Raw genomic sequence first — 25,795 nt, 5'->3', positions numbered from 1 at the left:
GCGAACCTGAAGCGCTCTTCAGGGTTCTTCAGCGGGGCTTCAGCATCGCTCGGCCACATTGGTCCTCGTCGAAGCGCACCGGCCGGTCCGGTGGGCCGGGAAACGTTCGGGGAGGACCCCTCATGAAGCGCAAGATCGTGATCGCCGCCGTTGTCGCCGCAGCCCTGATCGGCGGCGGCACCGCGACCGCCGTGGCGGTGGCGGGCGACGACGACAACGACTCGGGCAAGTCGTCCTCGGCGCACTCGCGGGGGGACCGGGGGGACCACGACCGCGGTGACGACGCCGGTGAGGCGAAGTCGGAGGCCAAGGAGAAGGCGGCGGAGGTGAAGGCCGCCAAGGTGAACGCCGCGGACGCCATCGCCGCCGCCCTCAAGTCCGCCCCCGGCACCGCGGTCTCCGCCGAGCTGGGCGGCAAGAACAACAGCGTCGTCTGGGAGGTCGAGGTCCTGAACGGCTCGGCGTGGCACGAGGTCACCGTCGACGCCGCCACCGGCAAGGTCACCGGCTCCCGCGCGGACCGCCACGACGACACGGCCCGCGTGAGCGCCGCCCTGAAGGGCGCGAAGACGACGGCCCAGGACGCGGCCCGCGCCGCCGCCGCGAAGGGCACGGTCACCGAGATCGGCCTCGGCGAGGACGGCAAGACGCCCGCGTGGGAGGCCGAGACCACGGCCGCCGACGGCACCGCTTCGGAGTGGCGTGTGGACCTCGGGTCGGGCGCGGTGACGCAGGACAGCGCGTCCCACGACGACAAGGCGAAGCACGACCGGACGAAGGACGACCACGCGCGGGGTCACGAGGCCGGTGACGACGACCACGGTCGCGGTCACGACGGCGACGACGACTGACGCCGGGCTCAACTCACAGCTGAGTTGTCTTCGCGTGAGGCCGCGTCCGGGTACCGGGCGCGGCCTTTCGCACGGTACGCACACCCCGTACGCCCCACAGCGCCGCCGCGACCGGTGCCGCCGCGGCCAGGGCGAAGCAGGCGGTGAGCGGGAGGCGGGCCACCAGAAGGCCCGCGCCCGCCGTGCCGGCCGAGAGACCGGCGTTCACGGCCGTGTTGACCCAGGCCCCGGCCTGCGTGCGGAACGCCGGTCCGGCCGTCTCGTCGGCCACGAGGTACGCGGTGGTGAGTGCGGGCGCGACGAACAGCCCCGCGCAGGCCGCCACCGCGCCGAGCGTCACCAGACCGGGCGCGAACGCCGCCGCCCCGAGCGTCACGGCGAGCCCCGCCGCCAGAAACGGAAGCCGGGCGCGGGCGGGCGCCGACCAGCTCACGGCACCGTTCACCAGGCCGCCGACCGCGCTGCCCGCCGAGAGCGCGGCCATCACCCAGGCCACGGCGTCGGAGTGCTGCCGGGCGTCGGCGAAGGCGAGGACGAGCAGGTCGAGGGCGCCGAGGGCGAGCCCGACCCCCAACACAGCAACGACGGGCTGCGCGAGACCGCGTACCGGACTCGTACGGCCACGGCTTCGCACAGCCCGGCCCGGGACTCCCCGTATGGCAGGCGAAGCCACGAACGCGGCCGTGCCCACGGCGACCAGTCCCGCGCTCAGAGCGACCCCGAACGCCGCCGGCGCGAACTGCACGACCACGCCCACGACGAGCGGACCGGACAGCAACAGCAGCTCCTCCGCCACGCCGTCGAGGCTGAACGCGCGCTGGACCAACTCCGCTTCCCCGCCTACGAGTTCGCTCCACACCGTCCGCATCGTCGGCCCGAGCGGCGGGGTGCACGACCCGGCGGCGACGGCGAGCACGCCGAGCAGCGGGCCGGGCGCCCCCGGCCGCCAGGTGGCGGCGGCGAGCCCTCACAGGAGCACCGCGTACGCCGCCGCCATCGGCAGGAGCGCGCGGCGCGGCCCGTACCGGTCGACGCAGAGCGCGCGCAGCGGGGAGAGGAAGACGCTCGCGGCGCCGAAGAGGGCCATGACGGTGCCGGCGACGGCGTACGAGCCGGTGGCGGACTTCAGGGCGAGCATCAGGGACAGGGACACGGTCCCGTAGGAGAGCCGCCCGAGCAGGGCGGCGCCGAACGTGCGGCGGGCATACGGGACACGCAGAACTGCTGCGTACGACAAGGGAGTTCCTCAGGCAGAAGGGCTCGCGGACGCGGAAGGCCGCGGCAGCACCGTTCGACGGTGGCCGCGGCCTCGGCGTGCCCTAGGCACAGAGGTGGAACATGACTTCAACATACCAGCGGGTAAAGGGAGTTGGCCACGGAGCGGCACCTCCACCAAGGAGCGTCAGGCCCCCGCGGCCCCTCCCCGAGGAAGGTCAGGCCCCCCGCAGCCCCGCCCCCGAGGAGCGTCAGGCCCCCCGCAGCCCCGCCCCCGAGGAGCGTCAGGCCCCCCGCAACCCCTCCACCAGCGAGTCCGCCGCCCGGTACGGGTCCAGCTCGCCCGCCACGATGCGTTCCGCGAGCGTGCTGAGGCGGCGGTCGCCGTGCAGGTCCTGGATGCGCTCGCGCAGGGCCGTGACGGCGATCGTCTCGACCTCGGTGGCCGCGCGGGCGAGGCGGCGCTCCTGGAGGACGCCGCGCTCCTCCATCCACGCCCGGTGCTTCTCCAGCGCCTCGACGACCTCGTCGATGCCCTCGCCGCGCGCCGCGACCGTCTTCACGATGGGCGGGCGCCAGTCGCCGGCGCCCCGGGACTCACCGAGGCCCAGCATGTGGTTCAGCTCGCGCGCGGTCGCGTCCGCGCCGTCGCGGTCGGCCTTGTTGACGACGTAGACGTCGCCGATCTCCAGGATTCCGGCCTTGGCCGCCTGGATGCCGTCGCCCATGCCGGGGGCGAGGAGGACGACGGACGTGTCGGCCTGGGAGGCGATCTCGACCTCGGACTGGCCGACGCCGACCGTCTCCACGAGGACGACGTCGCAGCCGGCCGCATCCAGCACCCGGATCGCCTGGGGTGCGGCCCACGCGAGCCCGCCCAGGTGCCCGCGCGTGGCCATGGAACGGATGTAGACGCCCGGGTCGGAGGCGTGCTCCGACATGCGGACGCGGTCGCCGAGGAGGGCGCCGCCGCTGAAGGGGGACGACGGGTCGACGGCGAGCACGCCGACCCGCTTCCCGGCCCGCCGGTACGCGCTGACCAGCGCGGACGTGGACGTGGACTTGCCGACGCCCGGCGAGCCGGTGAGCCCGACGACGTACGCGTGCCCGGCGAGCGGGGCGAGCGCCGCCATCACCTCACGCAGCTGTGGGGACGCCCCCTCCACCAGGGAGATCAGCCGGGCCACGGCCCTTGGCCGGCCTTCCCGGGCCTGGGCCACCAGGGTGGGGACGTCCTGCATCACAGCTCCGTTCAGTGAATTTCCGTACCGACGACATACAGCGGCGGGACCGGCCCGCCGTGTTACGCCTTGGGGACCCGGACGATCAGCGCGTCGCCCTGACCGCCGCCGCCGCACAGGGCCGCGGCACCGACACCGCCGCCGCGCCGCTTGAGCTCCAGGGCGAGGTGCAGGACCACGCGGGCGCCGGACATCCCGATCGGGTGACCCAGGGCAATCGCGCCACCATTGACGTTCACCTTTTCCGAGGACACGCCGAGGTCCTTCATTGACTGGTACGCGACGGCCGCGAAGGCCTCGTTGATCTCGATCAGGTCGAGGTCCTCGACGCCGATGCCCTCCTTCTTGAGGGCGTGCTGGATGGCGTTCGACGGCTGCGACTGGAGGGAGTTGTCGGGGCCCGCCACGTTCCCGTGGGCGCCGATCTCGGCGATCCACTCGAGGCCCAGCTCCTGCGCCTTCGTCTTGCTCATGACGACGACGGCGGCGGCGCCGTCGGAGATCTGCGAGGACGAGCCGGCCGTGATCGTGCCGTCCTTCGCGAACGCCGGACGCAGCTTGCCGAGGGACTCGGCGGTCGTCTCGGCGCGGATGCCCTCGTCCTTGCTGAACAGGACCGGGTCGCCCTTGCGCTGCGGGATCTCGACCGGGGTGATCTCGGCCTCGAACAGGCCGTTCTTCTGGGCGGCGGCGGCGCGCTGGTGCGACTGGGCCGCGATCTCGTCCTGCTCGGCACGCGGGATGCCGAGGCGGGTGTTGTGCTTCTCCGTCGACTCACCCATCGGGATGTTCTCGAAGGAGTCGGTCAGGCCGTCGTACGCCATCGCGTCGAGCATCTCGACGGCGCCGTACTTGAAGCCCTCACGGGACTTGGGGAGCAGGTGCGGGGCGTTGGTCATCGACTCCTGGCCGCCCGCGACGACGACGTCGAACTCACCGGCGCGGATCAGCTGGTCGGCGAGCGCGATCGCGTCGAGGCCCGAGAGACACACCTTGTTGATGGTGAGCGCGGGCACGTTCATCGGGATGCCGGCCTTGACGGCGGCCTGGCGCGCGGGGATCTGCCCTGCCCCCGCCTGGAGCACCTGACCCATGATCACGTACTGCACCTGGTCTCCGCCGATCCCGGCCCGGTCGAGCGCCGCCTTGATGGCGAACCCTCCGAGGTCGGCTCCGGAGAAGGACTTCAGCGAGCCGAGCAGTCGGCCCATGGGCGTACGGGCGCCCGCGACGATCACTGACGTGGTACCGGTCGTTCCAGACATGAGGCACGGCCCCTTGGGGATGAGGAGTGAACGAGGGTTTACTCGAATGTACTGAGCGGTACGGCGCCCGTCACCGGCCGAACGGTGTGATCGCGCGCACGTTGCGTAACCACCACTGACCGCGCTGCACTTGATTCATGCTGACGCGAATCGACCACATCGGAATCGCCTGTTTCGACCTCGACAAGACGGTTGAGTTCTACCGCGCTACCTATGGCTTCGAAGTGTTCCACTCCGAGGTGAACGAGGAGCAGGGCGTGCGCGAGGCCATGCTCAAGATCAATGAGACGAGTGACGGAGGTGCCTCCTACCTCCAGCTCCTCGAGCCCACCCGGGAGGACTCCGCGGTCGGAAAGTGGCTGGCCAAGAACGGCGAGGGCGTGCACCACATCGCCTTCGGCACGGCGGACGTCGACGCCGACTCCGCGGACATCCGGAGCAAGGGCGTACGGGTCCTTTACGACGAGCCCCGCATCGGTTCGATGGGGTCCCGGATCACCTTCCTGCACCCCAAGGACTGCCACGGCGTCCTGACCGAACTGGTCACTTCGGCACCGGCCGAGTCACCGGAGCACTGACCTCCGTATATCCGGGCCGGTAGGGTTGGGGGCGGCCGTCCGTCACCCGGACGGCCGCGGGCCGGGGTCCGGGTTTCGAGGGGCGGGTGACGGGGCGGCAGGCCATGCCCCGCCGTTGATCTGACACCATTCCCCGGGGGCCCCGTTCGGCGGACGGACGGTGCTCGTTCGGAAAGACTTGCGACCAGGGGACGGATGGGACCGCGCAGTGCGGGGCTACGAGAGCCAGGACAGCCGGCGGCCGGCTGAGACCGACCATCTCTCGCGGTTCGAGGCCGAGATGGACCGGCTGAAGACCGAGCGGGAGAAGGCGGTCCAGCACGCCGAAGACCTGGGCTACCAGGTCGAGGTGTTGCGCGCCAAGCTGCACGAGGCGCGCCGCAACCTCGCGTCCCGTCCTGCCTACGACGGCGGTGACATCGGGTACCAGGCCGAGCAGTTGCTGCGGAACGCGCAGACCCAGGCCGACCAGATGCGCGCCGACGCCGAGCGCGAACTGCGCGACGCGCGCGCCCAGACGCAGCGCATCCTCCAGGAGCACGCCGAGCAGCAGTCCCGGCTCCAGTCCGAGCTGCACTCCGAGGCCGTCTCGCGCCGCCAGCAGCTCGACCAGGAGCTGGCCGAGCGCCGCCAGACCGTCGAGGCGCACGTCAACGAGAACGTGGCGTGGGCCGAGCAGCTGCGCACCCGCAGCGAGCAGCAGGCCCGCCGGCTGCTCGACGAGTCCCGCGCCGAGGCCGACCAGTCCCTCGCCACCGCCCGCGCCGAGGCCGAGCGCGTCGCCACCGAGGCCCGCCAGCGTCTGACGTCGGAGGCCGAGTCCGCCCGCGGCGAGGCCGAGGCCCTGCTGCGCCGCGCCCGCGCCGACGCCGAGCGCCTGCTGAACGCCGCGTCGACGCAGGCGCAGGAGGCCACCGAGCACGCCGAGCAGCTGCGTTCGACGACGGCCACGGAGTCGGACACGGCCCGCCGCCAGTCCGCCGAGCTGAGCCGTGCCGCCGAGCAGCGCATGGCCGAGGCCGACACGGCGCTGCGTGAGGCCCGTACGACGGCGGAGAAGGTCGTCACCGAGGCGAAGGAGGCCGCGGCCAAGCAGCTCGCGACCGCCGAGTCGACGAACGAGCAGCGCACGCGTACGGCCAAGGAGCAGGTCGCGCGGCTCGTCTCGGAGGCCACCAAGGAGGCCGAGGCCACCAGGTCCGAGGCCGAGCAGGTGGTCACGGACGCCGAGGAGCAGGCCGAGAAGATCCTCGCCGAGGCCGGCGAGAAGGCACGCAACGTCACGGCCGAGGAGACCGCCTCCCAGCTCGCGAAGGCCGCCCGGCAGGCCGAAGAGGTCCTCAACAAGGCGTCCGAGGACGCCAAGGCCACCACGAAGGCCGCCGCCGAGGAGGCCGAGCGGCTTCGCACGGAGGCCGAGGCCGAGGCGGACCGGCTGCGCGGCGAGGCGCACGACATCGCCGAGCAGCTCAAGGGCGCCGCGAAGGACGACACCAAGGACTACCGCGCCAAGACCGTCGAGCTCCAGGAGGAGGCGCGGCGGCTGCGCGGCGAGGCCGAGCAGCTGCGGTCCGAGGCGGTCGACGAGGGCGACCGCATCCGCAGCGAGGCCCGGCGCGAGGCTGTCCAGCAGATCGAGGAGGCGGCCAGGACCGCCGAGGAGCTGCTGGCCAAGGCGAAGGCCGACGCGGACGAGCTGCGCTCCGGCGCGGCGACCGAGAGCGAGCGGGTCCGCACCGAGGCCATCGAGCGCGCCACGAACCTGCGCAAGCAGGCCGAGGAGACCCTGGAGCGCACCCGCGCCGAGGCCGAGCGGCACCGCGAGGAGGCCGCCGAGCAGGCCGAGGAGACCCAGGCCGAGGCCGAGCGGGCGGCGCAGGAGCTGCGCGAGGAGACCGAGCGGGCCGTCGCTGCCCGGCAGGCGGAGGCCGCCGAGGAGCTGACCCGGCTGCACACGGAGGCCGAGCAGCGCCTCACGGCGTCCGAGACGACGCTCACGGACGCGCGGGCCGAGTCGGAGCGCATCCGCCGCGAGACGTCGGACGAGAGCGACCGGCTGCGCGCGGAGGCCGCCGAGCGGATCCGTACGCTCCAGGCGCAGGCCGAGACGGAGGCCGACCGGCTCCGGGACGAGGCCGCGTCGGACGCGTCCGAGACCCGCGCCGAGGCGGAGAACGTCGCGGTACGGCTGCGTACGGAGGCGGCGACCGAGGCCGAGCGGCTGAAGTCGGAGGCGCAGGAGACCGCGAACCGCGTCCGCGCGGAGGCCGCTGCCGCCGCCGAGCGGGTCGCGACCGAGGCCGCCGAGGCGCTGTCCGCAGCCCAGGACGAGGCCACCCGGCGGCGCCGCGAGGCCGAGGAGACCCTCGGTTCCGCGCGCCAGGAGGCCGACCAGGAGCGCGAGCGGGCCCGCGAGCAGAGCGAGGAACTCCTCGCGGTGGCGCGCGCCCGTGTCGAGGAGGCGCAGACCGAGGCCGTACGGCTCGTCGAGGAGGCCGACAAGCGGGCCACCGAGATGGTCGGCGCCGCCGAGCAGACCGCTCAGCAGGTGCGGGACTCCGTGGCCGGGCTCCAGGAGCAGGCCCAGGAGGAGATCACCGGTCTGCGCAGCGCGGCGGAGCACGCGGCCGAGCGCACCAGGACCGAGGCGCAAGAGGAGGCCGACCGGGTCCGCGCCGACGCGTACGCGGAGCGCGAGCGCGCCACCGAGGACGCCAACCGGGTACGCGCCGAGTCCGCCGCCGAGTCGGAGGCCGCCAAGTCCCTTGCGGAGCGCACGGTTTCGGAGGCGATCACCGAGGCGGAGCGGATGCGTTCCGACGCGTCGGAGCACGCGCAGCGGGTCCGTACCGAGGTCTCGGAGCGGCTTGCGTCGGCGGAGCAGGACGCGTCCCGCACCCGGGCCGACGCCCGCGAGGACGCCAACCGCATCCGTTCGGACGCCGCCACGCAGGCGGACGCCCTCATCACGGAGGCCACGAGCGAGGCCGAGCGCCTCACGAACGAGACGAACGCGGAGGCGGAGCGCGTCCGCGCCGAGTCGACGGCCGCGGCGGAAAAGCTCGTAGGCGACGCGACGGAGGCTGCCCAGCAGCTCACCGACGAGACGAACACCGAAGCGGAGCGCGTCCGGGCCGAGTCGACGGCCAAGGCCGAGCAGCTCGTCGGCGACGCCACCACCGAAGCCGCCCGACTCCACGCCGAGTCGACGGCCGCCGCCGAGCAACTCACCAACGAGACGCAGGCGGAGGCCGAGCGCGTCCGCGCAGAGTCCACGGCCGCCGCCGAAAAGCTCGTCGGCGACGCCACGGACGCCGCCCAGCAGCTCACCGACGAGACGAACACCGAAGCGGAGCGTGTACGCACCGAATCGGTCGCCCGCGCCGAGCAGCTCGTCGGCGACGCCACCACCGAAGCCGCCCGACTCCACGCCGAGTCCACGACAGCCGCCGAGCAACTCACCAACGAGACCCTGACCGAGGCGGAGCGCGTACGCGCCGACTCGACCGCCAAGGCCGAGAAGCTCATCGCGGACGCGACGAGTGACGCGGAGCGGCTGCGGGCCGAGGCCGCCGAGACCGTCGGCTCCGCGCAGCAGCACGCCGAGCGGATCCGCAGCGAGTCGGAGCGCGTCAAGGCGGACGCCGCGGCCGAGGCCGAGCGGCTCACGTCCGAGGCCCGCGCCGAAGCGGAGCGGACCCTCGACGAGACCCGCAAGGACGCCAACAAGCGGCGCTCCGAGGCGGCCGAGCAGGTCGACAAGCTCATCACGGAGGCCTCGGCGGAGGCCGAGAAGCTGACCGCCGAGGCCCGGCAGGCCTCGCTCAAGGCGACCGCGGACGCGGAGACGCAGGCCGACACGATGGTCGGCGCGGCCCGCAAGGAGGCGGACCGGCTGGTCTCCGAGGCGACCGTCGAGGGCAACACCCTGGTGGAGAAGGCCCGCACGGACGCCGACGAACTCCTGGTCGGCACGCGCCGCGACGCGACGGCGATCCGGGAGCGCGCCGAGGAGCTGCGCGACCGTGTCACCGGCGAGATCGACGAGCTGCACGAGCGGGCGCGGCGCGAGTCCGCCGAGACGATGAAGACGGCGGGCGAGCGGTGCGACGCGCTGGTCAAGGCCGCCGAGGAACAGCTCGCCGAGGCCGAGGCGAAGGCCAAGGAGATGGTCGCGGAAGCGAACTCGGAGGCGAGCAAGGTCCGGATCTCCGCCGTGAAGAAGGCCGAGGGCCTGCTCAAGGAGGCCGGGGCGAAGAAGACCGAGCTGACGCGCGAGGCCGAGCGGCTCCGGGACGAGGCGCGGGCCGAGGCCGAACGCACCGTCAACGAGGGCAAGCGCGAGCTGGAGATCCTGGTGCGCCGCCGCGAGGACATCCAGGCCGAGATCTCCCGTGTCCAGGACGTCCTGGAGGCGTTGGAGTCCTTCGAGGCCCCGTCCGGCGGCGCCGGCGCCAAGGACGGTGCCGTCAAGGCGGGGGCCTCTGCGGGAGCTACCCGATCGGGTGGCAAGGGGTCGGAAGGGTAGCCAGAACGGCAACAGGCGTGCTTCACAAGGACCTTCGGGGCTGCCGCACGCAAGCCATCCTGAGGTTAGCCACTCAAAAGGGGTGTCATTCTCCAGATCAAACGGGCATCTGCTCGATGACACGCCGCCTTGACCCCTAGGATTCCCCCTATCACCTCACCGGTCTCATTTGACAGGAACCCCATGAGCGACACTTCCCCCTACGGCTTCGAGCTTGTGCGGCGTGGGTACGACCGCGCGCAGGTGGACGAACGCATTTCCAAGCTCGTCTCCGACCGTGACAGCGCTCTTGCCCGCATCACCGCTCTCGAGAAGCGCATCGAGGAACTCCACCTCGAGACGCAGAACGCCCAGGCGCAGGTGAACGACGCGGAGCCGTCGTACGCCGGCCTCGGCGCGCGCGTCGAGAAGATCCTCCGCCTCGCCGAGGAGGAAGCGAAGGACCTGCGCGAGGAGGCCCGTCGCGCCGCCGAGCAGCACCGCGAGCTCGCCGAGTCGGCGGCCCAGCAGGTGCGCAACGACGCGGAGGCGTTCGCGGCCGAGCGCAAGGCGAAGGCCGAGGACGAGGGCGTCCGGATCGTCGAGAAGGCCAAGAACGAGGCGGGCACGCTGCGCGCCGAGGCCCAGAAGGACGCTCAGTCGAAGCGCGAGGAGGCGGACGCCCTCTTCGAGGAGACCCGCGCCAAGGCCGCCCAGGCCGCCGCGGACTTCGAGACGAACCTGGCCAAGCGCCGCGAGCAGTCGGAGCGCGACCTGGCTTCCCGTCAGGCCAAGGCCGAGAAGCGTCTCGCGGAGATCGAGCACCGCGCGGAGCAGCTCCGCCTGGAGGCCGAGAAGCTGCGCACCGACGCCGAGCGCCGCGCCCGTCAGACGGTGGAGACGGCTCAGCGCCAGGCCGAGGACATCGTGGCCGACGCCAATGCCAAGGCCGACCGGATCCGTTCGGAATCGGAGCGTGAGCTTGCTGCGCTGACGAACCGGCGTGACTCGATCAACGCTCAGCTCACGAACGTGCGCGAGATGCTTGCGACCCTCACGGGTGCGGCGGTCGCGGCGGCCGGCGCTCCGGCCGAGGATGAGCCCATTTCGCGTGGGGTTCCGGCTCAGCAGAGCCGGTAGGTGAGGTTTGTGGGGTAGCTGCGGGCCCGGCTGGGGCTGGTCGCGCAGTGCCCCGCGCCCCTTGCAGGGCGCTAAAGGGTCCTCTGTCATTCCGGTGGCAGGGGGCCCTCGTCCGTTCTAGCGTGGCCGCATGATCGAGCTCTCGGGGCTGACCAAGCGGTACGGCGAGAAGCTGGCTGTCGACAACCTCACGTTCACCGTCAGACCGGGCATCGTCACGGGTTTCCTCGGCCCGAACGGCGCCGGCAAGTCGACGACGATGCGGATGATGCTCGGGCTCGACAACCCGACCTCCGGCGACGTGCGGATCGACGGCAAGCACTACGCGCAGCTGAAGGACCCGCTGACGTACATCGGCGCCCTTCTCGACGCGAAGGCGATGCACGGCGGGCGCAGCGCGTTCAACCACCTGCTGTGCCTGGCGCAGAGCAACGGCATTCCGCGCGCCCGCGTCGCCGAGGTGCTCGACACCGTGGGGCTGACCTCCGTGGCCCGGAAGAAGGCGAAGGGCTTTTCGCTCGGTATGGGCCAGCGGCTCGGTATCGCGGGCGCCTTGCTGGGCGACCCGCGGATCCTGATGTTCGACGAGCCGGTCAACGGCCTCGACCCCGAGGGCATCCACTGGATCCGCAACCTGATGAAGTCCCTCGCCGCGCAGGGCCGCACCGTGTTCGTGTCCTCGCACCTGATGAGCGAGATGGCGCTGACCGCCGATCATCTCGTCGTCATCGGCCAGGGCCACCTCCTCGCGGACACCTCGATGTCCGACTTCATCCGGCAGAACTCCCGCTCGTACGTCCGGCTGCGGTCGCCGCAGCGGGAGCGGCTCCTCGATGTGCTGCACGAGGCCGGGATCATGGTCGTCGAGGCGGGCGGCGGGGCCCTTGAGGTGGACGGCGGGAGTCCGGAGCAGCTCGGTGAGCTCGCGGCCTCCCATCAGCTCGTCCTGCACGAGCTGAGCCCCCAGCAGGCGTCGCTCGAGGAGGCATTCATGCGGCTCACCGCCGAGTCGGTCGAATACCACGCGCACACGGAGCCCGGGATGGCGCCGCCCATGATCCAGCAGCCACCGCCGCCACAGCAGGGCTGGGGCGAGGAGTGGGACCGCGCGAAGAGCAAGGGAGCCTGAGAGATGGCCGCGACCCAGGTTCTCCGGTCCGAGTGGACGAAGATCAGGTCCGTCGCGTCGACGGTGTGGACGCTCAGTCTGGCGGCCGTCCTGACGATCGCGCTCGGGTTCCTGATCTCGACCCTGTCCCGTAACGAGTTCAAGAACATGAGCACGAAGGAGCAGATGGGCTTCGACCCCACGTTCATCAGCTTCGCCGGGATGAGTCTCGGGCAGCTCGCGATGATCGTGTTCGGGGTCCTCGTCGTCTCGAACGAGTACAGCACCGGGATGATCCGTACGTCGCTCGCGGCGGTGCCCCAACGCGGCACGTTCCTGTTCAGCAAGATCGCCGTCGCCACCGCGCTGGCGCTCGTCGTGGGTCTCGCGACGAGCTTCATCGCGTTCTTCCTCGGACAGGCGGCGCTCGGCTCGTACAAGGCGCAGCTCGGTGATCCCGGGGTGCTGCGGGCGGTCATCGGGGGCGGGCTCTACATGACGCTCATCGCCATGTTCTCGATGGGTGTCGCGTCGATGCTGCGCAGTCCGATGCTGTCGCTGGGCATCCTGATGCCGTTCTTCTTTCTGATCTCGAACATCCTCGGCGCGGTTTCGGCCACGAAGAAGATCGGGCGGTTCCTGCCCGACCAGGCCGGCAGCAAGATCATGCAGGTGGTGACGCCGGTCGGCGACGACACCCCGTACGGGCCGTGGGGCGGCCTCGGGATCATGGTGATCTGGGTGCTCGTGGCGCTGTTCTTCGGGTTTGTACTGCTCAAGAGGCGGGACGCGTAGGCCGGGCGGGCGGACCCGCCGACTTTGCCTCTTCTTGGCCGGAACCGTGAGCGCCCCGATAGCCTCCTAACCCTTACGGGGGCGTGTGCCCCGATGTCCTGAACCTTTCGATGGGTGCGGTGAATGATCGAGGCAGTCGGCCTGACGAAGCGCTACGGCGCCAAGACAGCCGTGTACAACCTTTCCTTCCAGGTCCGGCCGGGCACCGTCACCGGCTTCCTGGGTCCGAACGGGTCCGGCAAGTCGACGACCATGCGCATGATCCTCGGCCTCGACGAGCCCACCACGGGTCAGGTGACGATCGGCGGCTACCCGTACCGCAAGCTCCCCAACGCCCCGCGCCAGGTCGGTGCCCTGCTCGACGCGAAGGCGGTGCACGGCGGCCGGCACGCCCGTAACCACCTGCTCTGCCTCGCGCAGCTGTCCGGCATCCCGGCCCGCCGGGTGGACGAGGTGCTGGGCGTCGTCGGTCTCCAGGACGTGGCGAAGAAGCGGTCCAAGGGCTTCTCGCTCGGCATGGGGCAGCGCCTCGGCATCGCGGCCGCGCTGCTCGGCGACCCGCAGGTGCTGCTCTTCGACGAGCCGGTCAACGGCCTCGACCCGGAGGGCATCCTCTGGGTCCGGAACCTGATGAAGTCGCTCGCCGCCGAGGGCCGTACGGTCTTCGTCTCCTCACACCTGATGAGCGAGATGGCGCTGACCGCCGAGCACCTGATCGTCATCGGCCGCGGGCAGCTCCTCGCCGACATGAGCGTGCGGGACTTCATCTCGACCAACTCCGCCGACTTCGCCCGCGTACGCACCCCCGACACGGAGCCGCAGCAGCGCGAGAAGCTGACGGCCGCCCTGACCGAGGCCGGCGGCCAGGTCCTGCCCGAGCAGGACGGCGCGCTGCGCGTCACGGGCCTGCCGCTCCCCCGCATCAGCGACCTGGCGCACGGCGCCGACGTCCGCCTTTGGGAGCTGTCGCCGCACCAGGCGTCCCTGGAGGAGGCGTACATGCGGATGACGCAGGGCGCCGTCGACTACCGCTCGACCGCCGACCAGCGGGCCGGCCTCCAGCAGCAGCTGCCGCCGGGCGCGATGCCGCAGCAGCAGTTCCCGGCGCCCGGCCAGGGCCAGCCGGACTGGTACGCACCGCCGCCGCCCCAGCACGGCGGCCGGCCGTTCGCGGGTGGCCAGAATTCGCCGCAGGCACCCGCGGGCGCCCCGAACCCGTACGCCACGCCACAGCAGCAGCCCGCCGCCCCCGCGCCCGCCCCCGCCGACCTGAACAAGCCCGAGGACCCCCGATGACGACGCCGCCCCCGCAGCCGGCTCCGCAGGCCTACGCCCCGCAGAGCGCGCCCAACTGGCAGGGCGCGCCCGGCACTTCGTACACCTCGCCCATCCCGGTCACGCCCACGCACCTGGGGCACGCGCTCTCCTCGGAGTGGACGAAGATCAGGTCCGTGCGCTCCACGATGTGGACGCTCGGCATCTTCGTGTTCCTGGTCATCGCCTTCGGCCTGCTCGTCTCCTCCCAGACGGAGGACATGAACTACCGCGAACTGCCGTTCACCTTCCCGGCGTTCATCGGTCTGATCCTCGGCCAGATCTGCCTGATCACGCTGGGCGTCCTGGTGACGTCGTCGGAGTACGGCACCGGCATGATCCGTACGACGTTCACCGCGTCCCCGCAGCGCTACCGCGTGCTCGCCGCCAAGATCCTGGTGTTCTTCGCGGTCTCGTTCGTCGTCTCGGCGGTCTGCATCTTCCTTGTGGGCCTGCTGACGTCGCTGATGCACGGCGGCCCCCAGCCGGGCGGCCCGACCTGGGGCGGCACAGTCCTCAAGGGCGCGCTCTACGTGTCCCTGCTCGGCGTCCTCGGCCTCGCCGTCGGGTCGATGCTGCGGCACTCCGCGGGCGCGATCACCGCGATGCTCGGCATCGTGCTGCTGCCGTCGATCCTGCCGGTCTTCCTGATGATCTCGCGGAGCACGCGGGCGATCGGCGAGAAGATGCAGGACTACAACGCCATCAACTCGCTGGCCAAGATCTTCGGTGCGGACGGCGGGAGTTCGGGCGGATCGCAGGTGTGGCTGCTCGTCGGCGTCACGGCCGCGGCCGTGATCGGAGCGTTCGCCCTGCTCGAGAAGCGTGACGTGTGAACAACTGCCGCTAGTAGCGCGGTGCGTTCTTGGACCGCTGCACCCGTGTGGTGCGGCGGTCCTTCGCGTTCCAGCAGGCCTTGTGCCAGTGCCGGCGCTCGTCCACGCCCGAGTGCTCGGGCCAGGCCACGACGTGCGCGACCCCGGAGGGGATCTCCTGGTCGCAGCCGGGGCAGCGGTACGTCTTGCCGGCGGCGCTCGCGCCCGCGACGTGGCGCACGCTCCACTCGTCGCCCTGCCAGCTCTCGGTGCGCTGGAAACCGCCGTAGCGGTCGCCCTGTTCCTCGTCCCGCGGAGTGCTGGACGGGCGGCCGCCGCGACGGGGCGACGACTGGTTTCGACGCGGTGACACCGGCTCTCCTCCAGGACTGGTACAGGCGGTCACCGTCCAGCGTACGCGGGACGCCGGGCGGGTACCCGCACACCGTCTCTCTCATGGGTTCTCCGGAAAATCTGCCAATCTCCCTGCGAAGCCGTGCCCTTGGCACTTGTCAGCCGTTAATGCCCATGAGGTGAATGCCGCGTCGACGCCAAGGAAGGCAGGAGTGCGATGCGCGTAGGAACTTTTGTACTGGCGGCCCAGTTCCCCGGCCAGGGCCAGGGGGAGGCGCTGCACCGGGCGGTGCGGTCGGCCGAGGTCGCCGAGGAGGCCGGGCTCGACTCGGTCTGGCTCGCGGAGCACCACTTCGTGCCGTACGGCACCTGTCCGTCGGCCGTGACGCTCGCCGCGCTGCTGCTCGGCCGCACCCGGCGCATCCGCGTCGGCACGGCGGTGAGCGTGCTCCCGACCGCCCACCCGGTCGCCCTCGGCGAGCAGGCGGCGCTGCTGCACCTGACGTCCGGCGGCCGTTTCTCGCTCGGCGTCGGACGCGGCGGCCCCTGGGTCGACCTGGAGGTCTTCGGCTCGGGCCTGGCGGCGTACGAGAAGGGGTTCCCGGAGTCGCTCGACCTGCTGCTGCGCTGGCTGCGCGAACCCCGCGTCGGCGGCGAGGGGGAACGGTTCAGCTTCCGTGAGGTCTCCGTGGTCCCGCGTCCCGACGAGGCCATCGACTCCCCCGGCGGGCCCGAGGTGGTGGTCGCCTGCACCTCGCCCGGCGGGGTGCGCCTCGCGGCGGAGCGCGGGCTCCCGATGCTGCTCGGGATGCACGCCGACGACGAGGAGAAGGCGGAGATGATCGCCCTGTGGCGCGCGCACGCGCGGGCCTCGGGCCGCTCCCCGGAGGAGATCCGCCGCGCCCCGCACGTATCGGCGGGCGTGGCCCAGATCGGGGACCGTGCGGCGGAGGCGCGGGAGACCCTCGTCAAGGCGATGCCCGGCTGGCTGAAACAAGGCCTCGACGCACATGTCACGGTGGACGGCCGTATCCGGTCCATGCGCGATCCGGTCGCGTACACGGAACTGCTGTGCGGGCTGCACCCGGTGGGCACTCCCGAGCAGTGCGCCGACCGGCTCGCGGCGACGTCGGAGCGCACGGGCATCACGCGGTTCGCACTGCTCGTCGAGGGCTCCGGCGATCTCGCGGCCACCGAGGAGAACGTACGCAGGCTGGGCGCCGAGGTACTCCCCCGGCTGCGCTGAACCCCGCAGCGGCGGCCGTGCGGCGCACGGTCCACCGCCCCGTACGAGTACATGTCCCTCGTGCGGAGCGGCGGGCCGTCCGATCGCGGCATCAGCCGGCTGTCAGCAGTCCCGGAACTCCGGAGACTGGTTCAACAGCTGGTTACGGACCGACGTGAAGCGGGCCAGCGTGTCGTCCACCGACGGGTCCTGCGGGAACACGGCCACGCGGTGGCAGTTCTGGAAGGCCAGCCGTACACCGAAGTGCCGCTGCAGCGCGCCACGAATCGCGTCGCTCGCGAGCGCACGCAGCAGTTGCCCGCGTGCCTGCTCGTCCGGCGGAGGCGTCTGGTTGTCGGCGAAGTCACCGCCGTCGACCTTCAGCTGGGCCACCAGGGAGCTGATCATCTCCCATGCGTAAGGCAGGGAGGTCCGGACGCAGTCGACGAAGTCAGCTTCGTCGACCTCGCCTCGCTCGGCCTGCTCCAACAGTGCCGGTGAGACGTCGAGCGACATGGGTTCTCCTCTCGCACCCCCACGGGGAGCAGGGGCTGACGGACAGGTAAGGAGTCCGCGACGGCACACGACCACGACCACGCTGCGTACAGGCGTCGCGACCTCCCGCTTATACGTTAAGCACCCTCTGCTGCCCGCGACAGGGGATCGCACACTCCGTCAGGCCACAACCAGCCAATGATGAAACGGGTCAAATACGGGCGAGACGGAAGCGGGCGGTGTGCCGTCGCCGGCCGGCGACGGGAGGGAGAATCGCGTGCACCCGTCCGCGTCGAGTAGCGTTGCCGACCATGCGTCTCGTCATCGCCCGCTGCTCCGTGGACTACGCGGGCAGGCTCACCGCCCATCTCCCGTCGGCCCCCCGCCTGATCCTCGTGAAGGCGGACGGCAGCGTCTCGATCCACGCGGACGACCGGGCCTACAAGCCCCTCAACTGGATGTCGCCGCCCTGCACCCTGAAGGAGGGCACGGGCGACGACAGCGGCGTCTGGACCGTCATCAACAAGGCGGGCGAGAAGCTCATCATCACGATGGAGGAAGTCCTCCACGACTCCTCGCACGAGCTGGGCGTGGACCCGGGCCTCATCAAGGACGGCGTGGAAGCGCACCTCCAGGAGCTGCTCGCCGACCGGATCGACACCCTCGGCGAGGGCTACACGCTCATCCGCCGCGAGTACCCGACGGCCATCGGGCCGGTCGACATCCTGTGCCGGGACGGCGACGGGGCGACCGTCGCCATCGAGATCAAGCGGCGTGGTGAGATCGACGGCGTCGAGCAACTCACGCGCTACCTCGAGCTGTTGAACCGCGACCCGCACCTCGCCCCGGTGCGCGGCATCTTCGCCGCCCAGGAGATCAAGCCCCAGGCCCGCGTCCTCGCCACGGACCGCGGCATCGGCTGCACGGTCCTGGACTACGACGCCCTCCGCGGCATCGAGGACGACAAGCTCCGCCTGTTCTGACCGATACGTCGTCTCGACAGAGGGCCGGGTTCCTGATGGAACCCGGCCCTTTTTGCCTGCGTGGGGGGGGGTGTGCGTGCGCGGGGCGTTACGGGTGACGGGCGGTGTTATGGGGGCTGCGGGGCGTCACGGTGCTGCGGCGCCGGCTACGGGAGCTGCTCCGCCGGCCCACGTACGGGTGCTGCTGCGGCGACCCTCAGATCGTCGACGAAGCCGTCGGTGCGACCGGGTGCCCGGCAGAGCGGACGTGCTGCTCTGCGCAGGACCGCTCGGCGGCGCCGGCAGCTCGGAGGACAGCACCGGCCCTGCTACGGGGAGCTCCTCCGCCCGCCCGCGTACGACTACCGCGGTGCGCCGTCCCTCAGATCGTCGACGAAGCCGTCGGTGTGGTCGGGGTGCCCGGGAGGGCCGACGCGGTGGTCGGGGTGGCCGGGCCGCTGGCCGAGTCCGAGGTGCCCGGGGACGGGGGCTCGGAGGACGGGGGTTCCGAGGAGGCCGGGGGCGGGGTGCTGGCCGGGGGTGTGGTCGGCGGCTTCGACGTCGGGGGCTTGCTCGTGGGCGGCTTGGTCGTAGGCGGCGTCGTCTTGGTCGGCGTGTCCGACGGCGTGGCCGAGGGCGTGCCGCTGGGCTCGTCCGACGGCGTGCCGCTCTCGCCGGGCGTCGGGTCGCCGGTGGGCGTCGGGGCGTCCGTCGTGGCGGGTACGCCCGGGCCGGCGGGACGGTTTGTCGCGCCCGTGGTGTCGCCGCCCTTGTCCCCGTCGCCGGTGACCGGGCCGCCGCTGTCCGCGTCCTGCGAGGCCGACGGGTTGCCGCCGACGCTGTCCGGCGGCGTCTCGCTGTTCGACGTCGCGCCGAGCGTCACGACGGTGCCGAGGACGGCCGCGAGGAGCGCTCCGGCGCCCACGGCCACGAGGTTGCGCCGCGTGCCGGTGAGGACGGCGCGACGGGCCTCGCCGCGCTTGTTCTCGGGGGCGGCGCTCTGCTGCTGGGTCACCATCGTGTCCGGTTCGGGGGCCCGTGCGGCCACCGTGAACCCGGCCGGCACCCTGCGCGGAGGCAGCGTCGGCTCGTCCTGGAGTATGGCCGGCACCCCTTCGCGCGGGGTAGCGAGCTCACCGGACAGGTCGGCGACCAGGGCGAGGGCGCGGCGGCCCGCGATGGTGCCGTGCTTGTCGGAGAGCGCGCCGCGCAGGGCGATCGAGGCCTCCAGCTCGGCGCGGGCCCGGTCGAGCTGCCCGCCGAGCAGCGCGCGGACGCCCAACTCATGGTGGAAGTAAGCCTGTTCAGCCACTTCGCCGGACAGCCTGGCCGCTTCCTGACCAGCGCGCAGGCACCGCTCCCAGGCGCTCCAGCCGAGCCCGGCGGCGAAGGAGGGGGCGGCGGTACGGGCGAGCAGCACCGCGACGCTGCCTTCCGCGTCCGGCGCGGCCGGAGCCGTGGCGGGGACGATCGCGGTCAGGGCGGTGAGCAGCGCGTCCGCCTCGCCGGTGACCCGCTCGGGCCCGACCGAGGGGTGCCCCGCCCACCAGGCGTAGTGCTGGGCGGCGGTGTGCGCGTGCTCGGCGGCGTCATCGGCGTACCCCACGGCGGCGAGCTGGTCGAGCACGCCGGAGGCAAGGCGGTAGCGGCCGCCGACCGGGGTGGCGAGGGCGCAGCCGACGAGTTCGGCGAGGGCCGCGTCGGCGTGGGTGTCGCCGACGAGGGCGGGCAGGTGGGCCTGGTGCGGCACCTCGCCGCCGAGCGCGACGGCGAACCGCAGGGTGGCGCGGGCCGACTCGCTGAGCCGGGACGCGAGCAGGGCGGCGGGCGCGGCACCGTCGGCGAGCGAGGGCAGCGGCACGTCAGGGCCACCGTCAGCGCCGAACGGAACGGAGTCGAGGGGCGCCCCGGGTCCGGCGAAGTCGTGCGGAGCGCCGAAGTCACCGGCCTCGTCGGCGACGTCCTGCCCGGCGAGCAGCCGGTCCCGCTGCCGCAGCAGCGCCCCGGCCTGCACGAAGCGCAGCGGCAGCCCCTCCGACTCGAACCAGAGGTCACCCGCCCAGTTCACCTCGTCGTCGGCGAGGACGCGGCCGACACCGCGCTCAAGAAGCTCAAGTCCGGCGGAGCGCCCGAGCCCGCCCAGAAAGACCTCTTCGAGGTGCGAGTCGGCGGACGGTGCGGCGACGTCGGGCGTGGCCGCGACCAGGAACGCGCACTCGGGCGTCGCGTCGAGGAGTTCGTCGAGCGCGGCCCCGCCGAATTCGAGGTCGTCGAGGAAGACGACGGCGCCGATGTCGTGGACGAGTTCGAGGAGGAGCGCGCGGTCGGGCCGGTGCAGCGGAGCGTCGTACACGGCGGTGAAGAGGTCGTACAGCAGGTCCGTAGACGAGCGGCGGTGGCCGCTGAGCCGGACGACGCCGTCGGGGGCTATACCGGCGCAGTCCTCTGCCACGACGTCGAGCAGGGAGCTGCGCCCGGAGCCGGAGGGGCCGGTGAGCCGTACGGAGCGGCCGCGCGACAGGAGCCGGACGAGCCGTGCGCGGTCCTCGTCGCGCTCCAGGAGGGGCGGGCGGGGAAGCACGGGGCCGGCGGGCAGCGGGGGCCGGGCGGCGCGGTCGCGTTCGGCGCGGTCAGCCGGGGCGTACTTGGCGGGGCGGCCGGGCCGGGTCCCCGGCGGGCAGGGTTCGATCTCGCTGCCGTCGACCGGGTTGACGGTGAGGAGGAAGTCCCCGGACGTGAGCTGCACCGTGCGGACGACGCCCTGGGAGGGCTGGCCGAAGTCGGCGGCGAGCCCGTCGCGCGGCGGGCGCGGGCGTGCGGCCGGGCCGTCGGTGGAGCCGTCGGGTCTGCGGTCCGCGCGGCCGTGTGCGTCCCCGCCGTACGGATCGTTCATCGGGTCCATGGTCAAAGCCCCCAAAAGCGTGGTGTGCCGTTGCCCCTCCCGGCCTGTGCACACTGCGTTGTCGCTTCTGGTCCGGTGCCCGCGCGGTGGGTGCGTCGTATCCGCGGGCGACCGAACCTTAGACCCGGCTCAGTATCACCGAACACCCGGGGTGCCGGGTCGTCCGAGACGTCACAGTCTCATGAGGATTGCGGACGCCGACCGCGGAGCGTCAGGCTCACGCCCGGGCAATCAGTCGCGGAAGTCACACCCGGGGCAGGGACTCGACCCCGATGCCGCCCTCGATCGCCAGGATCCGGTGCAGCCGCGTCGCGACGAGGAGGCGCTGCATCTGGGGCGGCACGCCCCGCAGCACGAGGCGGCGGCCGCAGCGGCCGGCCCGCCGGTGGGCGCCCATGATGACGCCGAGCCCGGTCGCGTCCCACGAGTCCAGCTCCGACAGGTCGAGCAGCAGGTCGCCGGCTCCGTCGTCGACGGCCGTGTGCAGGACCGTACGGGCGTCCGCCGCGCTCCGCACGTCGAGGCGGCCCCCGACGGCCAGCCCGGCGTGGTCGCCCCTGATGTGCATATGCGCTCCCCGAGAGTGCTTGTGAGCCGTGACGCCAGTGGTCTCTGTGTCGTACGGCTGTCTTGGTGTGTCACTGGACTGACTGGGACGAAGGTGCAGAAGTTGCCGTCCGTAAGCGAACCGATACCGAAATTCACCCCGTGGGGTGCCCACGGGGTGAACGGAACATCAGTGCTTGTAGAAGCCCTGCCCGCTCTTGCGGCCGATGTCACCGGCGTCAACCATGCGGCGCATCAGCTCGGGCGGAGCGAACTTCTCGTCCTGGGACTCGGTGTAGATGTTGCTGGTGGCGTGCAGCAGGATGTCGACGCCGGTGAGGTCGGCGGTGGCGAGCGGCCCCATCGCGTGACCGAAGCCGAGCTTGCAGGCGATGTCGATGTCCTCGGCGGTGGCGACGCCCGACTCGTACAGCTTCGCGGCCTCGACGACGAGGGCGGAGATGAGCCGGGTGGTCACGAAGCCGGCGACGTCGCGGTTGACGACGATGCAGGTCTTGCCGACGGACTCGGCGAACTCCCGTGTGGTGGCGAGGGTTTCGTCGCTCGTCTTGTAGCCGCGGACCAGCTCGCAGAGCTGCATCATCGGGACCGGCGAGAAGAAGTGCGCGCCGACGACGCGCTCCGGGTGCTCCGTGACGGCCGCGATCTTGGTGATCGGGATGGCGGAGGTGTTGGAGGCGAGCACCGCGTCCTCGCGCACGATCTTGTCGAGCGCGCGGAAGATCTCGTGCTTGACCTCGAGCTTCTCGAAGACGGCCTCGACGACGATGTCGGCGTCGGCCACCGCGTCCAGGTCGGTCGTCGTGGTGATGCGCCCGAGCGCCGCCTCGGCGTCCGACGCGTCCAGCTTGCCCTTGCTCACGAACTTGTCGTACGACGCCTTGATCCCGTCGGTGCCACGGGTCAGGGCCGCGTCGGTGACGTCACGCAGGACGACGTCCCACCCCGCCTGCGCCGAGACCTGGGCGATTCCGGACCCCATGAGTCCGGCTCCGATGACGGCGAGCTTCCCTGCCACTGTGCGACTCCCCTTAACGCGCTGACCGCTTACCACTTGAAACCGGCTGCTAACCGCTGTTCACGCATCTTTCCGGGGAGATTAGCGCCCACGGACGGCCCTGGGGCCGTGAAGAGATGCGCGTCACGTCTCGAATGACGGACATCACACCGGTACGGGCCATCAGGCCTCCCGTACGGCGCAGTTGGGCCCCTGCCCACCCGGTGGGACCCCCATGCCGCCGGGCAGGGTGCGGGGTTCGGCACGGCGGCGGGCTCACTAGGCTGGACCCATGGTCAATCTGACGCGTATCTACACCCGGACCGGCGACCAGGGCACGACCGCCCTCGGCGACATGAGCCGGACCAGCAAGACCGATCTGCGGATCTCCGCGTACGCCGACGCCAACGAGGCGAACGCCGTCATCGGCACGGCGATCACGCTCGGCGGGCTCGACGAGGAGATCGTGAAGGTCCTCTCGCGGGTCCAGAACGACCTGTTCGACGTGGGCGCCGACCTGTGCACGCCGGTCGTCGAGGACCCGAAGTACCCGCCGCTGCGGGTCGAGCAGTCCTACGTGGACAAGCTGGAGGCGGACTGCGACCGCTTCAACGAGGAGCTGGAGAAGCTCCGGTCGTTCATCCTGCCCGGGGGTACCCCGGGTGCGGCCCTGCTGCACCAGGCCTGCACCGTGGTCCGCCGCGCCGAGCGCTCCACGTGGGCGGCGCTCGAAGTGCACGGCGAAGTGATGAACCCGCTGGCGGCGACGTACCTGAACCGCCTGTCCGACCTGCTGTTCATCCTGGCCCGCACGGCGAACAAGGCGGTCGGCGACGTGCTGTGGGTGCCGGGCGGGGAGCGCTAGCTCTTACGGCTCTCGGCCGGGATCTTCTTGGCAGGGGCTTTCTTGGGGAACAGGGTGTAGCTCAGGGCGATCACCAGATTGATGCCGATCACGAGCAGCATCCTGTCCTGCCACATCCGCAGTGAGCCGGTGCCTCCGTCGGGGCCGACGTACCAGATCGCGCCCTGGAGCAGGGCGAGCGCGACGGCGCAGGCGAGGGTCCAGCGCGCGGCCGTCCGCCACTCGTGGGCGGCGCGCGCGGTCCCGTACCGGGGCGGTTTCACCGGAGGCGGGCCGCCGGCGAAGCGGTGGGCCACGCGGGCGTCGGCCCACTTGACGGTGGAGTGGCCGAGTCCGACGGAGAAGCCGATGTAGACGGCGGCGAGACCGTGTTTCCAGTCGGGCGGGGCGCCGTTCTTGAGGTCGATCGCGGTGACCACGAAGAGGACGACCTCCAGGAGCGGTTCGCACAGCAGGAGTGCGAGGCTCGCGCGGGGCATCTTCGCCACGTAGCGCAGGGCGAGAGCACCGGCGAGCAGCACCCAGAAGCCGATCTCGCAGGCGACGATGAGCGTGACGATCACGGCGTGCTCCTCGGGTCGGGGGGCGTGCGGCTTCTCCCTCCAGCGTCGGCGCGGAACGAGCCCGGATCGTCGTCGCCGGTGACGAATCGCGACTGCATCCTTCGATGTACGACAGCTGCGCGGGCCTGCCCGTGAGGTGCACGCGTGGCAGCGTCCCGCCGTGTTGGATGGGCCCATGGCGCTGCCCCTGCCCTTGTCCCGCCCGCACCGCGACGACGTGCGCATCGCGATGATCGGCCTGCTCGGCGGTCTGCTCCTGTGGGCGCTCGGTGTGACGGGCGGGATGGTGAACGGCGTCGGCGGACGCATCTTCGAGGGCGCGTGGCTGCTGCTCCCCCTGTGCGCGATGGCGGCGCTCGAACTGCTGCGCAGGACGGCGCCCCCATGGGCTCTCGCCGTCGGCACGCTCGTCCTGATCGCGGACCAGTTCACGGCGGGCAGCTTCGCGACGACGCTGATGTTCACGGACCTCGTGTACGCGGCGGTCCTGTACGGCACTCCGGCGGCGGCCCGTCGTATCCCGGTGGCGACGGCGCTGGTCACGATCGCGGTCACCCTGGGGTTTCTGGCCTGGTGGCACCGGTCGGAGGCGTTGCTGATCGGGGTCGTGACGGGACTGGTGACGTTCACGCCGGCGACCACCGGTGTCCTCGTACGCAACCACCGTGAGGCCGCCGACGCGGCGCGCCTTCGGGCCGAACAGACCGCGCTGCTCACGGAGATGGACCGCACGCAGGCCGTCGTCGCCGAACGGGCGCGTATGGCACGGGAGTTGCACGATCTGGTCGCCAACCACCTCTCGGCGATCGCGATTCACTCCACGGCGGCGCTCTCCCTCGACGATCCGGACACCGCGCGGAAGGCGCTCACCGTCATCCGCGAGAACAGCGTCGAAGGGCTCGCCGAGATGCGCCGGCTCATCGGCATTCTGCGGGACGACAGCGACGGATCGACGGGCGCCGAACCCGCCGTCGCGCCCACCCTGGACGGGCTCGGCGCCCTCGTCGAGCAGTCCCGTGCCAATGGTCTGGACGTCACGCTCGGGTTCGGCGACGGGGTCGAGGCCCTGCCCGCGCCGGTCGGCCTCGCCGCGTACCGCATCGTGCAGGAGTCCCTGACGAACGCGCTCAAGCACGCGTCACCCGGCCCGGTCGCGGTGGCCGTGGAGCGTGTGGACGGGGCGGTGACGGTGCGGGTGACCAGCCCTTACGGCGATGTGGACGGGCCGCGCGTACCGGGCTCGGGCGCCGGTCTCGTCGGGATGCGGGAGCGGACGGCGCTGCTGCGCGGCACGTTCGAGGCGGGCCCGGAGAGCGGTCCGGACGGCAAGGTGTGGCAGGTCAGGGCCGTACTGCCGGTCGGGCCCGCCGAGGAAGGGGTGACCGGGTGATCCGGGTTCTTGTCGCGGAGGACCAGTCGGCGGTGCGCGCGGGGCTCGTACTGATCCTGGGGAGCGCCCCGGACATCGAGGTGGTCGGGGAGGCGGCGGACGGCGAGGAGGCGGTGGAACGGGCGCGCGCACTTCGGCCGGATCTCGTCGTCATGGACGTGCAGATGCCGCGCCTCGACGGTGTCTCCGCCACCCGTCAGGTGGTCGGCGAGGGTCTGGCGGACGTGCTCGTCCTGACGACGTTCGATCTCGACGAGTACGTCTTCGGGGCGCTGCGCGCGGGGGCGTCGGGGTTTCTGCTGAAGAACACCGAGGCGAAGGACCTGGTGGAGGCGGTCCGTACGGTGGCGCGCGGGGAGGGGATGATCGCGCCGGCCGTCACGCGCAGGCTGATCGCCGAGTTCGCGGCTAAGCCGGAGCGTCCCCGGCCCGGCCCGGCGCCCGAGGGCCTGAGCGCTCTCACCCGGCGCGAGCGGGAGGTCCTTTCCTGCCTCGGCGAAGGACTGCCGAACGCGGAGATCGCGGTGCGTCTGGAAATGGCGGAGGCCACCGTGAAGACCCATGTCAGCAGGCTCCTCGGGAAGCTGGAGCTGCGCAGCAGGGTGCAAGCGGCCGTTCTCGCCCAGGAGTTGGGGCTCTGAGGGAA

Annotated in this window: 21 protein-coding genes and 1 pseudogene; 13 read left to right on the top strand and 9 right to left on the bottom strand. The window is 71.9% G+C overall.

The window, feature by feature from the left end; all coding sequences use genetic code 11:
* The first annotated feature begins 122 nt into the window (after nucleotides 1-122).
* The gene (locus tag ABZ893_RS11490) at nucleotides 123-851 is read left to right on the top strand and encodes a PepSY domain-containing protein (protein ID WP_361400528.1); all 729 of its coding nucleotides are present in this window, start codon (nucleotides 123-125) and stop codon (nucleotides 849-851) included.
* Between the two features lie 13 nt (nucleotides 852-864).
* Here ABZ893_RS11490 and ABZ893_RS11485 read toward each other — a convergent pair.
* The 3 genes and pseudogenes from ABZ893_RS11485 to ABZ893_RS11475 all read right to left on the bottom strand — a co-directional run bounded on the left by ABZ893_RS11485 (nucleotide 865) and on the right by ABZ893_RS11475 (nucleotide 4,572).
* Nucleotides 865-1,992: pseudogene (locus tag ABZ893_RS11485) on the bottom strand (MFS transporter).
* A 358-nt stretch (nucleotides 1,993-2,350) separates the two neighbouring features.
* Complete coding sequence (gene meaB / locus ABZ893_RS11480) at nucleotides 2,351-3,307, bottom strand: methylmalonyl Co-A mutase-associated GTPase MeaB (protein WP_361400525.1); 957 nt, start codon at nucleotides 3,305-3,307, stop codon at nucleotides 2,351-2,353.
* Nucleotides 3,308-3,369: 62 nt separating this feature from the next.
* Nucleotides 3,370-4,572, bottom strand: coding sequence for an acetyl-CoA C-acetyltransferase (locus ABZ893_RS11475; RefSeq protein ID WP_361400522.1), 1,203 nt, complete (start codon nucleotides 4,570-4,572; stop codon nucleotides 3,370-3,372).
* A gap of 137 nt (nucleotides 4,573-4,709) precedes the next feature.
* On the opposite strand from ABZ893_RS11475, the gene mce reads away from it, so the two are divergent.
* The 7 genes from mce to ABZ893_RS11440 all read left to right on the top strand — a co-directional run bounded on the left by mce (nucleotide 4,710) and on the right by ABZ893_RS11440 (nucleotide 14,850).
* Nucleotides 4,710-5,150, top strand: a complete 441-nt coding sequence (gene mce, locus ABZ893_RS11470) for a methylmalonyl-CoA epimerase (protein WP_361400519.1) — start codon at nucleotides 4,710-4,712, stop codon at nucleotides 5,148-5,150.
* A 208-nt stretch (nucleotides 5,151-5,358) separates the two neighbouring features.
* Nucleotides 5,359-9,678, top strand: coding sequence for a polarized growth protein Scy (gene scy / locus ABZ893_RS11465; RefSeq protein ID WP_361400516.1), 4,320 nt, complete (start codon nucleotides 5,359-5,361; stop codon nucleotides 9,676-9,678).
* A gap of 183 nt (nucleotides 9,679-9,861) precedes the next feature.
* Complete coding sequence (locus tag ABZ893_RS11460; protein WP_361400513.1) at nucleotides 9,862-10,797, top strand: cellulose-binding protein; 936 nt, start codon at nucleotides 9,862-9,864, stop codon at nucleotides 10,795-10,797.
* A 130-nt stretch (nucleotides 10,798-10,927) separates the two neighbouring features.
* Nucleotides 10,928-11,926, top strand: coding sequence for an ATP-binding cassette domain-containing protein (locus ABZ893_RS11455; RefSeq protein ID WP_361400510.1), 999 nt, complete (start codon nucleotides 10,928-10,930; stop codon nucleotides 11,924-11,926).
* Nucleotides 11,927-11,929: 3 nt separating this feature from the next.
* Nucleotides 11,930-12,700, top strand: coding sequence for an ABC transporter permease (locus tag ABZ893_RS11450; protein ID WP_361400507.1), 771 nt, complete (start codon nucleotides 11,930-11,932; stop codon nucleotides 12,698-12,700).
* Nucleotides 12,701-12,823: 123 nt separating this feature from the next.
* Entirely contained in the window at nucleotides 12,824-13,996 is a 1,173-nt protein-coding gene (locus ABZ893_RS11445) for an ABC transporter ATP-binding protein (RefSeq protein WP_361400504.1), read from the top strand.
* Nucleotides 13,993-14,850: an ABC transporter permease gene (locus ABZ893_RS11440; RefSeq protein WP_361400501.1), complete on the top strand. Its 858-nt coding sequence runs from the start codon at nucleotides 13,993-13,995 to the stop codon at nucleotides 14,848-14,850. The genes ABZ893_RS11445 and ABZ893_RS11440 overlap by 4 nt, the downstream gene beginning before the upstream one ends.
* Before the next feature lie 10 nt (nucleotides 14,851-14,860).
* Here ABZ893_RS11440 and ABZ893_RS11435 read toward each other — a convergent pair whose 3' ends face one another.
* On the bottom strand, nucleotides 14,861-15,202 hold the full coding sequence (locus ABZ893_RS11435) for an ATP/GTP-binding protein (RefSeq protein ID WP_361400498.1): 342 nt from the start codon (nucleotides 15,200-15,202) through the stop codon (nucleotides 14,861-14,863).
* Between the two features lie 198 nt (nucleotides 15,203-15,400).
* On the opposite strand from ABZ893_RS11435, the gene ABZ893_RS11430 reads away from it, so the two are divergent.
* Nucleotides 15,401-16,429: an LLM class flavin-dependent oxidoreductase gene (locus tag ABZ893_RS11430; protein WP_361400495.1), complete on the top strand. Its 1,029-nt coding sequence runs from the start codon at nucleotides 15,401-15,403 to the stop codon at nucleotides 16,427-16,429.
* Between the two features lie 102 nt (nucleotides 16,430-16,531).
* Here the strand turns inward: ABZ893_RS11430 and ABZ893_RS11425 are convergent, their stop codons facing one another.
* Nucleotides 16,532-16,924: an SCO5389 family protein gene (locus tag ABZ893_RS11425; RefSeq protein WP_361400493.1), complete on the bottom strand. Its 393-nt coding sequence runs from the start codon at nucleotides 16,922-16,924 to the stop codon at nucleotides 16,532-16,534.
* 290 nt (nucleotides 16,925-17,214) lie between these two features.
* On the opposite strand from ABZ893_RS11425, the gene nucS reads away from it, so the two are divergent.
* Nucleotides 17,215-17,886: an endonuclease NucS gene (gene nucS / locus ABZ893_RS11420; RefSeq protein WP_361400491.1), complete on the top strand. Its 672-nt coding sequence runs from the start codon at nucleotides 17,215-17,217 to the stop codon at nucleotides 17,884-17,886.
* A gap of 361 nt (nucleotides 17,887-18,247) precedes the next feature.
* Here nucS and ABZ893_RS11415 read toward each other — a convergent pair whose 3' ends face one another.
* The 3 genes from ABZ893_RS11415 to ABZ893_RS11405 all read right to left on the bottom strand — a co-directional run bounded on the left by ABZ893_RS11415 (nucleotide 18,248) and on the right by ABZ893_RS11405 (nucleotide 22,352).
* Nucleotides 18,248-20,767, bottom strand: coding sequence for an ATP-binding protein (locus tag ABZ893_RS11415; RefSeq protein ID WP_361400488.1), 2,520 nt, complete (start codon nucleotides 20,765-20,767; stop codon nucleotides 18,248-18,250).
* Between the two features lie 244 nt (nucleotides 20,768-21,011).
* Nucleotides 21,012-21,335 carry an STAS domain-containing protein gene (locus tag ABZ893_RS11410; protein WP_361400485.1) on the bottom strand — a complete coding sequence of 108 codons (324 nt, stop codon included), beginning with the start codon at nucleotides 21,333-21,335 and terminating at the stop codon, nucleotides 21,012-21,014.
* Between the two features lie 168 nt (nucleotides 21,336-21,503).
* Nucleotides 21,504-22,352: a 3-hydroxyacyl-CoA dehydrogenase family protein gene (locus tag ABZ893_RS11405; RefSeq protein ID WP_361400481.1), complete on the bottom strand. Its 849-nt coding sequence runs from the start codon at nucleotides 22,350-22,352 to the stop codon at nucleotides 21,504-21,506.
* 271 nt (nucleotides 22,353-22,623) lie between these two features.
* On the opposite strand from ABZ893_RS11405, the gene ABZ893_RS11400 reads away from it, so the two are divergent.
* Complete coding sequence (locus ABZ893_RS11400; RefSeq protein WP_361400478.1) at nucleotides 22,624-23,196, top strand: cob(I)yrinic acid a,c-diamide adenosyltransferase; 573 nt, start codon at nucleotides 22,624-22,626, stop codon at nucleotides 23,194-23,196.
* Here ABZ893_RS11400 and ABZ893_RS11395 read toward each other — a convergent pair.
* Nucleotides 23,193-23,759 carry a hypothetical protein gene (locus tag ABZ893_RS11395; RefSeq protein WP_361400475.1) on the bottom strand — a complete coding sequence of 189 codons (567 nt, stop codon included), beginning with the start codon at nucleotides 23,757-23,759 and terminating at the stop codon, nucleotides 23,193-23,195. The genes ABZ893_RS11400 and ABZ893_RS11395 overlap by 4 nt on opposite strands.
* 175 nt (nucleotides 23,760-23,934) lie before the next feature.
* On the opposite strand from ABZ893_RS11395, the gene ABZ893_RS11390 reads away from it, so the two are divergent.
* Together ABZ893_RS11390 and ABZ893_RS11385 are read left to right on the top strand one after the other, a co-directional pair.
* Nucleotides 23,935-25,149 carry a histidine kinase gene (locus tag ABZ893_RS11390; protein ID WP_361400472.1) on the top strand — a complete coding sequence of 405 codons (1,215 nt, stop codon included), beginning with the start codon at nucleotides 23,935-23,937 and terminating at the stop codon, nucleotides 25,147-25,149.
* The gene (locus ABZ893_RS11385) at nucleotides 25,146-25,790 is read left to right on the top strand and encodes a response regulator transcription factor (protein ID WP_361400469.1); all 645 of its coding nucleotides are present in this window, start codon (nucleotides 25,146-25,148) and stop codon (nucleotides 25,788-25,790) included. The genes ABZ893_RS11390 and ABZ893_RS11385 overlap by 4 nt, the downstream gene beginning before the upstream one ends.
* Nucleotides 25,791-25,795: the final 5 nt, after the last annotated feature.

It is taken from the genome of Streptomyces sp. NPDC046821 (assembly GCF_040645335.1).
Lineage (GTDB): Bacteria > Actinomycetota > Actinomycetes > Streptomycetales > Streptomycetaceae > Streptomyces.
This window is presented reverse-complemented; position numbering and strand designations above follow the sequence as displayed.

Excerpts from the sequence above, each read along its gene's own strand:
- ABZ893_RS11415 (WP_361400488.1), bottom strand. The coding sequence starts at position 20,767 with ATGGACCCGATGAACGATCCGTACGGCGGGGACGCACACGGCCGCGCG.
- ABZ893_RS11450 (WP_361400507.1), top strand. The coding sequence starts at position 11,930 with ATGGCCGCGACCCAGGTTCTCCGGTCCGAGTGGACGAAGATCAGGTCC.
- ABZ893_RS11410 (WP_361400485.1), bottom strand. The coding sequence starts at position 21,335 with ATGCACATCAGGGGCGACCACGCCGGGCTGGCCGTCGGGGGCCGCCTC.
- ABZ893_RS11390 (WP_361400472.1), top strand. The coding sequence starts at position 23,935 with ATGGCGCTGCCCCTGCCCTTGTCCCGCCCGCACCGCGACGACGTGCGC.
- ABZ893_RS11455 (WP_361400510.1), top strand. The coding sequence starts at position 10,928 with ATGATCGAGCTCTCGGGGCTGACCAAGCGGTACGGCGAGAAGCTGGCT.
- meaB (WP_361400525.1), bottom strand. The coding sequence starts at position 3,307 with ATGCAGGACGTCCCCACCCTGGTGGCCCAGGCCCGGGAAGGCCGGCCA.
- ABZ893_RS11430 (WP_361400495.1), top strand. The coding sequence starts at position 15,401 with ATGCGCGTAGGAACTTTTGTACTGGCGGCCCAGTTCCCCGGCCAGGGC.
- ABZ893_RS11445 (WP_361400504.1), top strand. The coding sequence starts at position 12,824 with ATGATCGAGGCAGTCGGCCTGACGAAGCGCTACGGCGCCAAGACAGCC.
- ABZ893_RS11440 (WP_361400501.1), top strand. The coding sequence starts at position 13,993 with ATGACGACGCCGCCCCCGCAGCCGGCTCCGCAGGCCTACGCCCCGCAG.
- nucS (WP_361400491.1), top strand. The coding sequence starts at position 17,215 with ATGCGTCTCGTCATCGCCCGCTGCTCCGTGGACTACGCGGGCAGGCTC.
- mce (WP_361400519.1), top strand. The coding sequence starts at position 4,710 with ATGCTGACGCGAATCGACCACATCGGAATCGCCTGTTTCGACCTCGAC.
- ABZ893_RS11425 (WP_361400493.1), bottom strand. The coding sequence starts at position 16,924 with ATGTCGCTCGACGTCTCACCGGCACTGTTGGAGCAGGCCGAGCGAGGC.
- ABZ893_RS11475 (WP_361400522.1), bottom strand. The coding sequence starts at position 4,572 with ATGTCTGGAACGACCGGTACCACGTCAGTGATCGTCGCGGGCGCCCGT.
- ABZ893_RS11490 (WP_361400528.1), top strand. The coding sequence starts at position 123 with ATGAAGCGCAAGATCGTGATCGCCGCCGTTGTCGCCGCAGCCCTGATC.
- ABZ893_RS11400 (WP_361400478.1), top strand. The coding sequence starts at position 22,624 with ATGGTCAATCTGACGCGTATCTACACCCGGACCGGCGACCAGGGCACG.
- ABZ893_RS11460 (WP_361400513.1), top strand. The coding sequence starts at position 9,862 with ATGAGCGACACTTCCCCCTACGGCTTCGAGCTTGTGCGGCGTGGGTAC.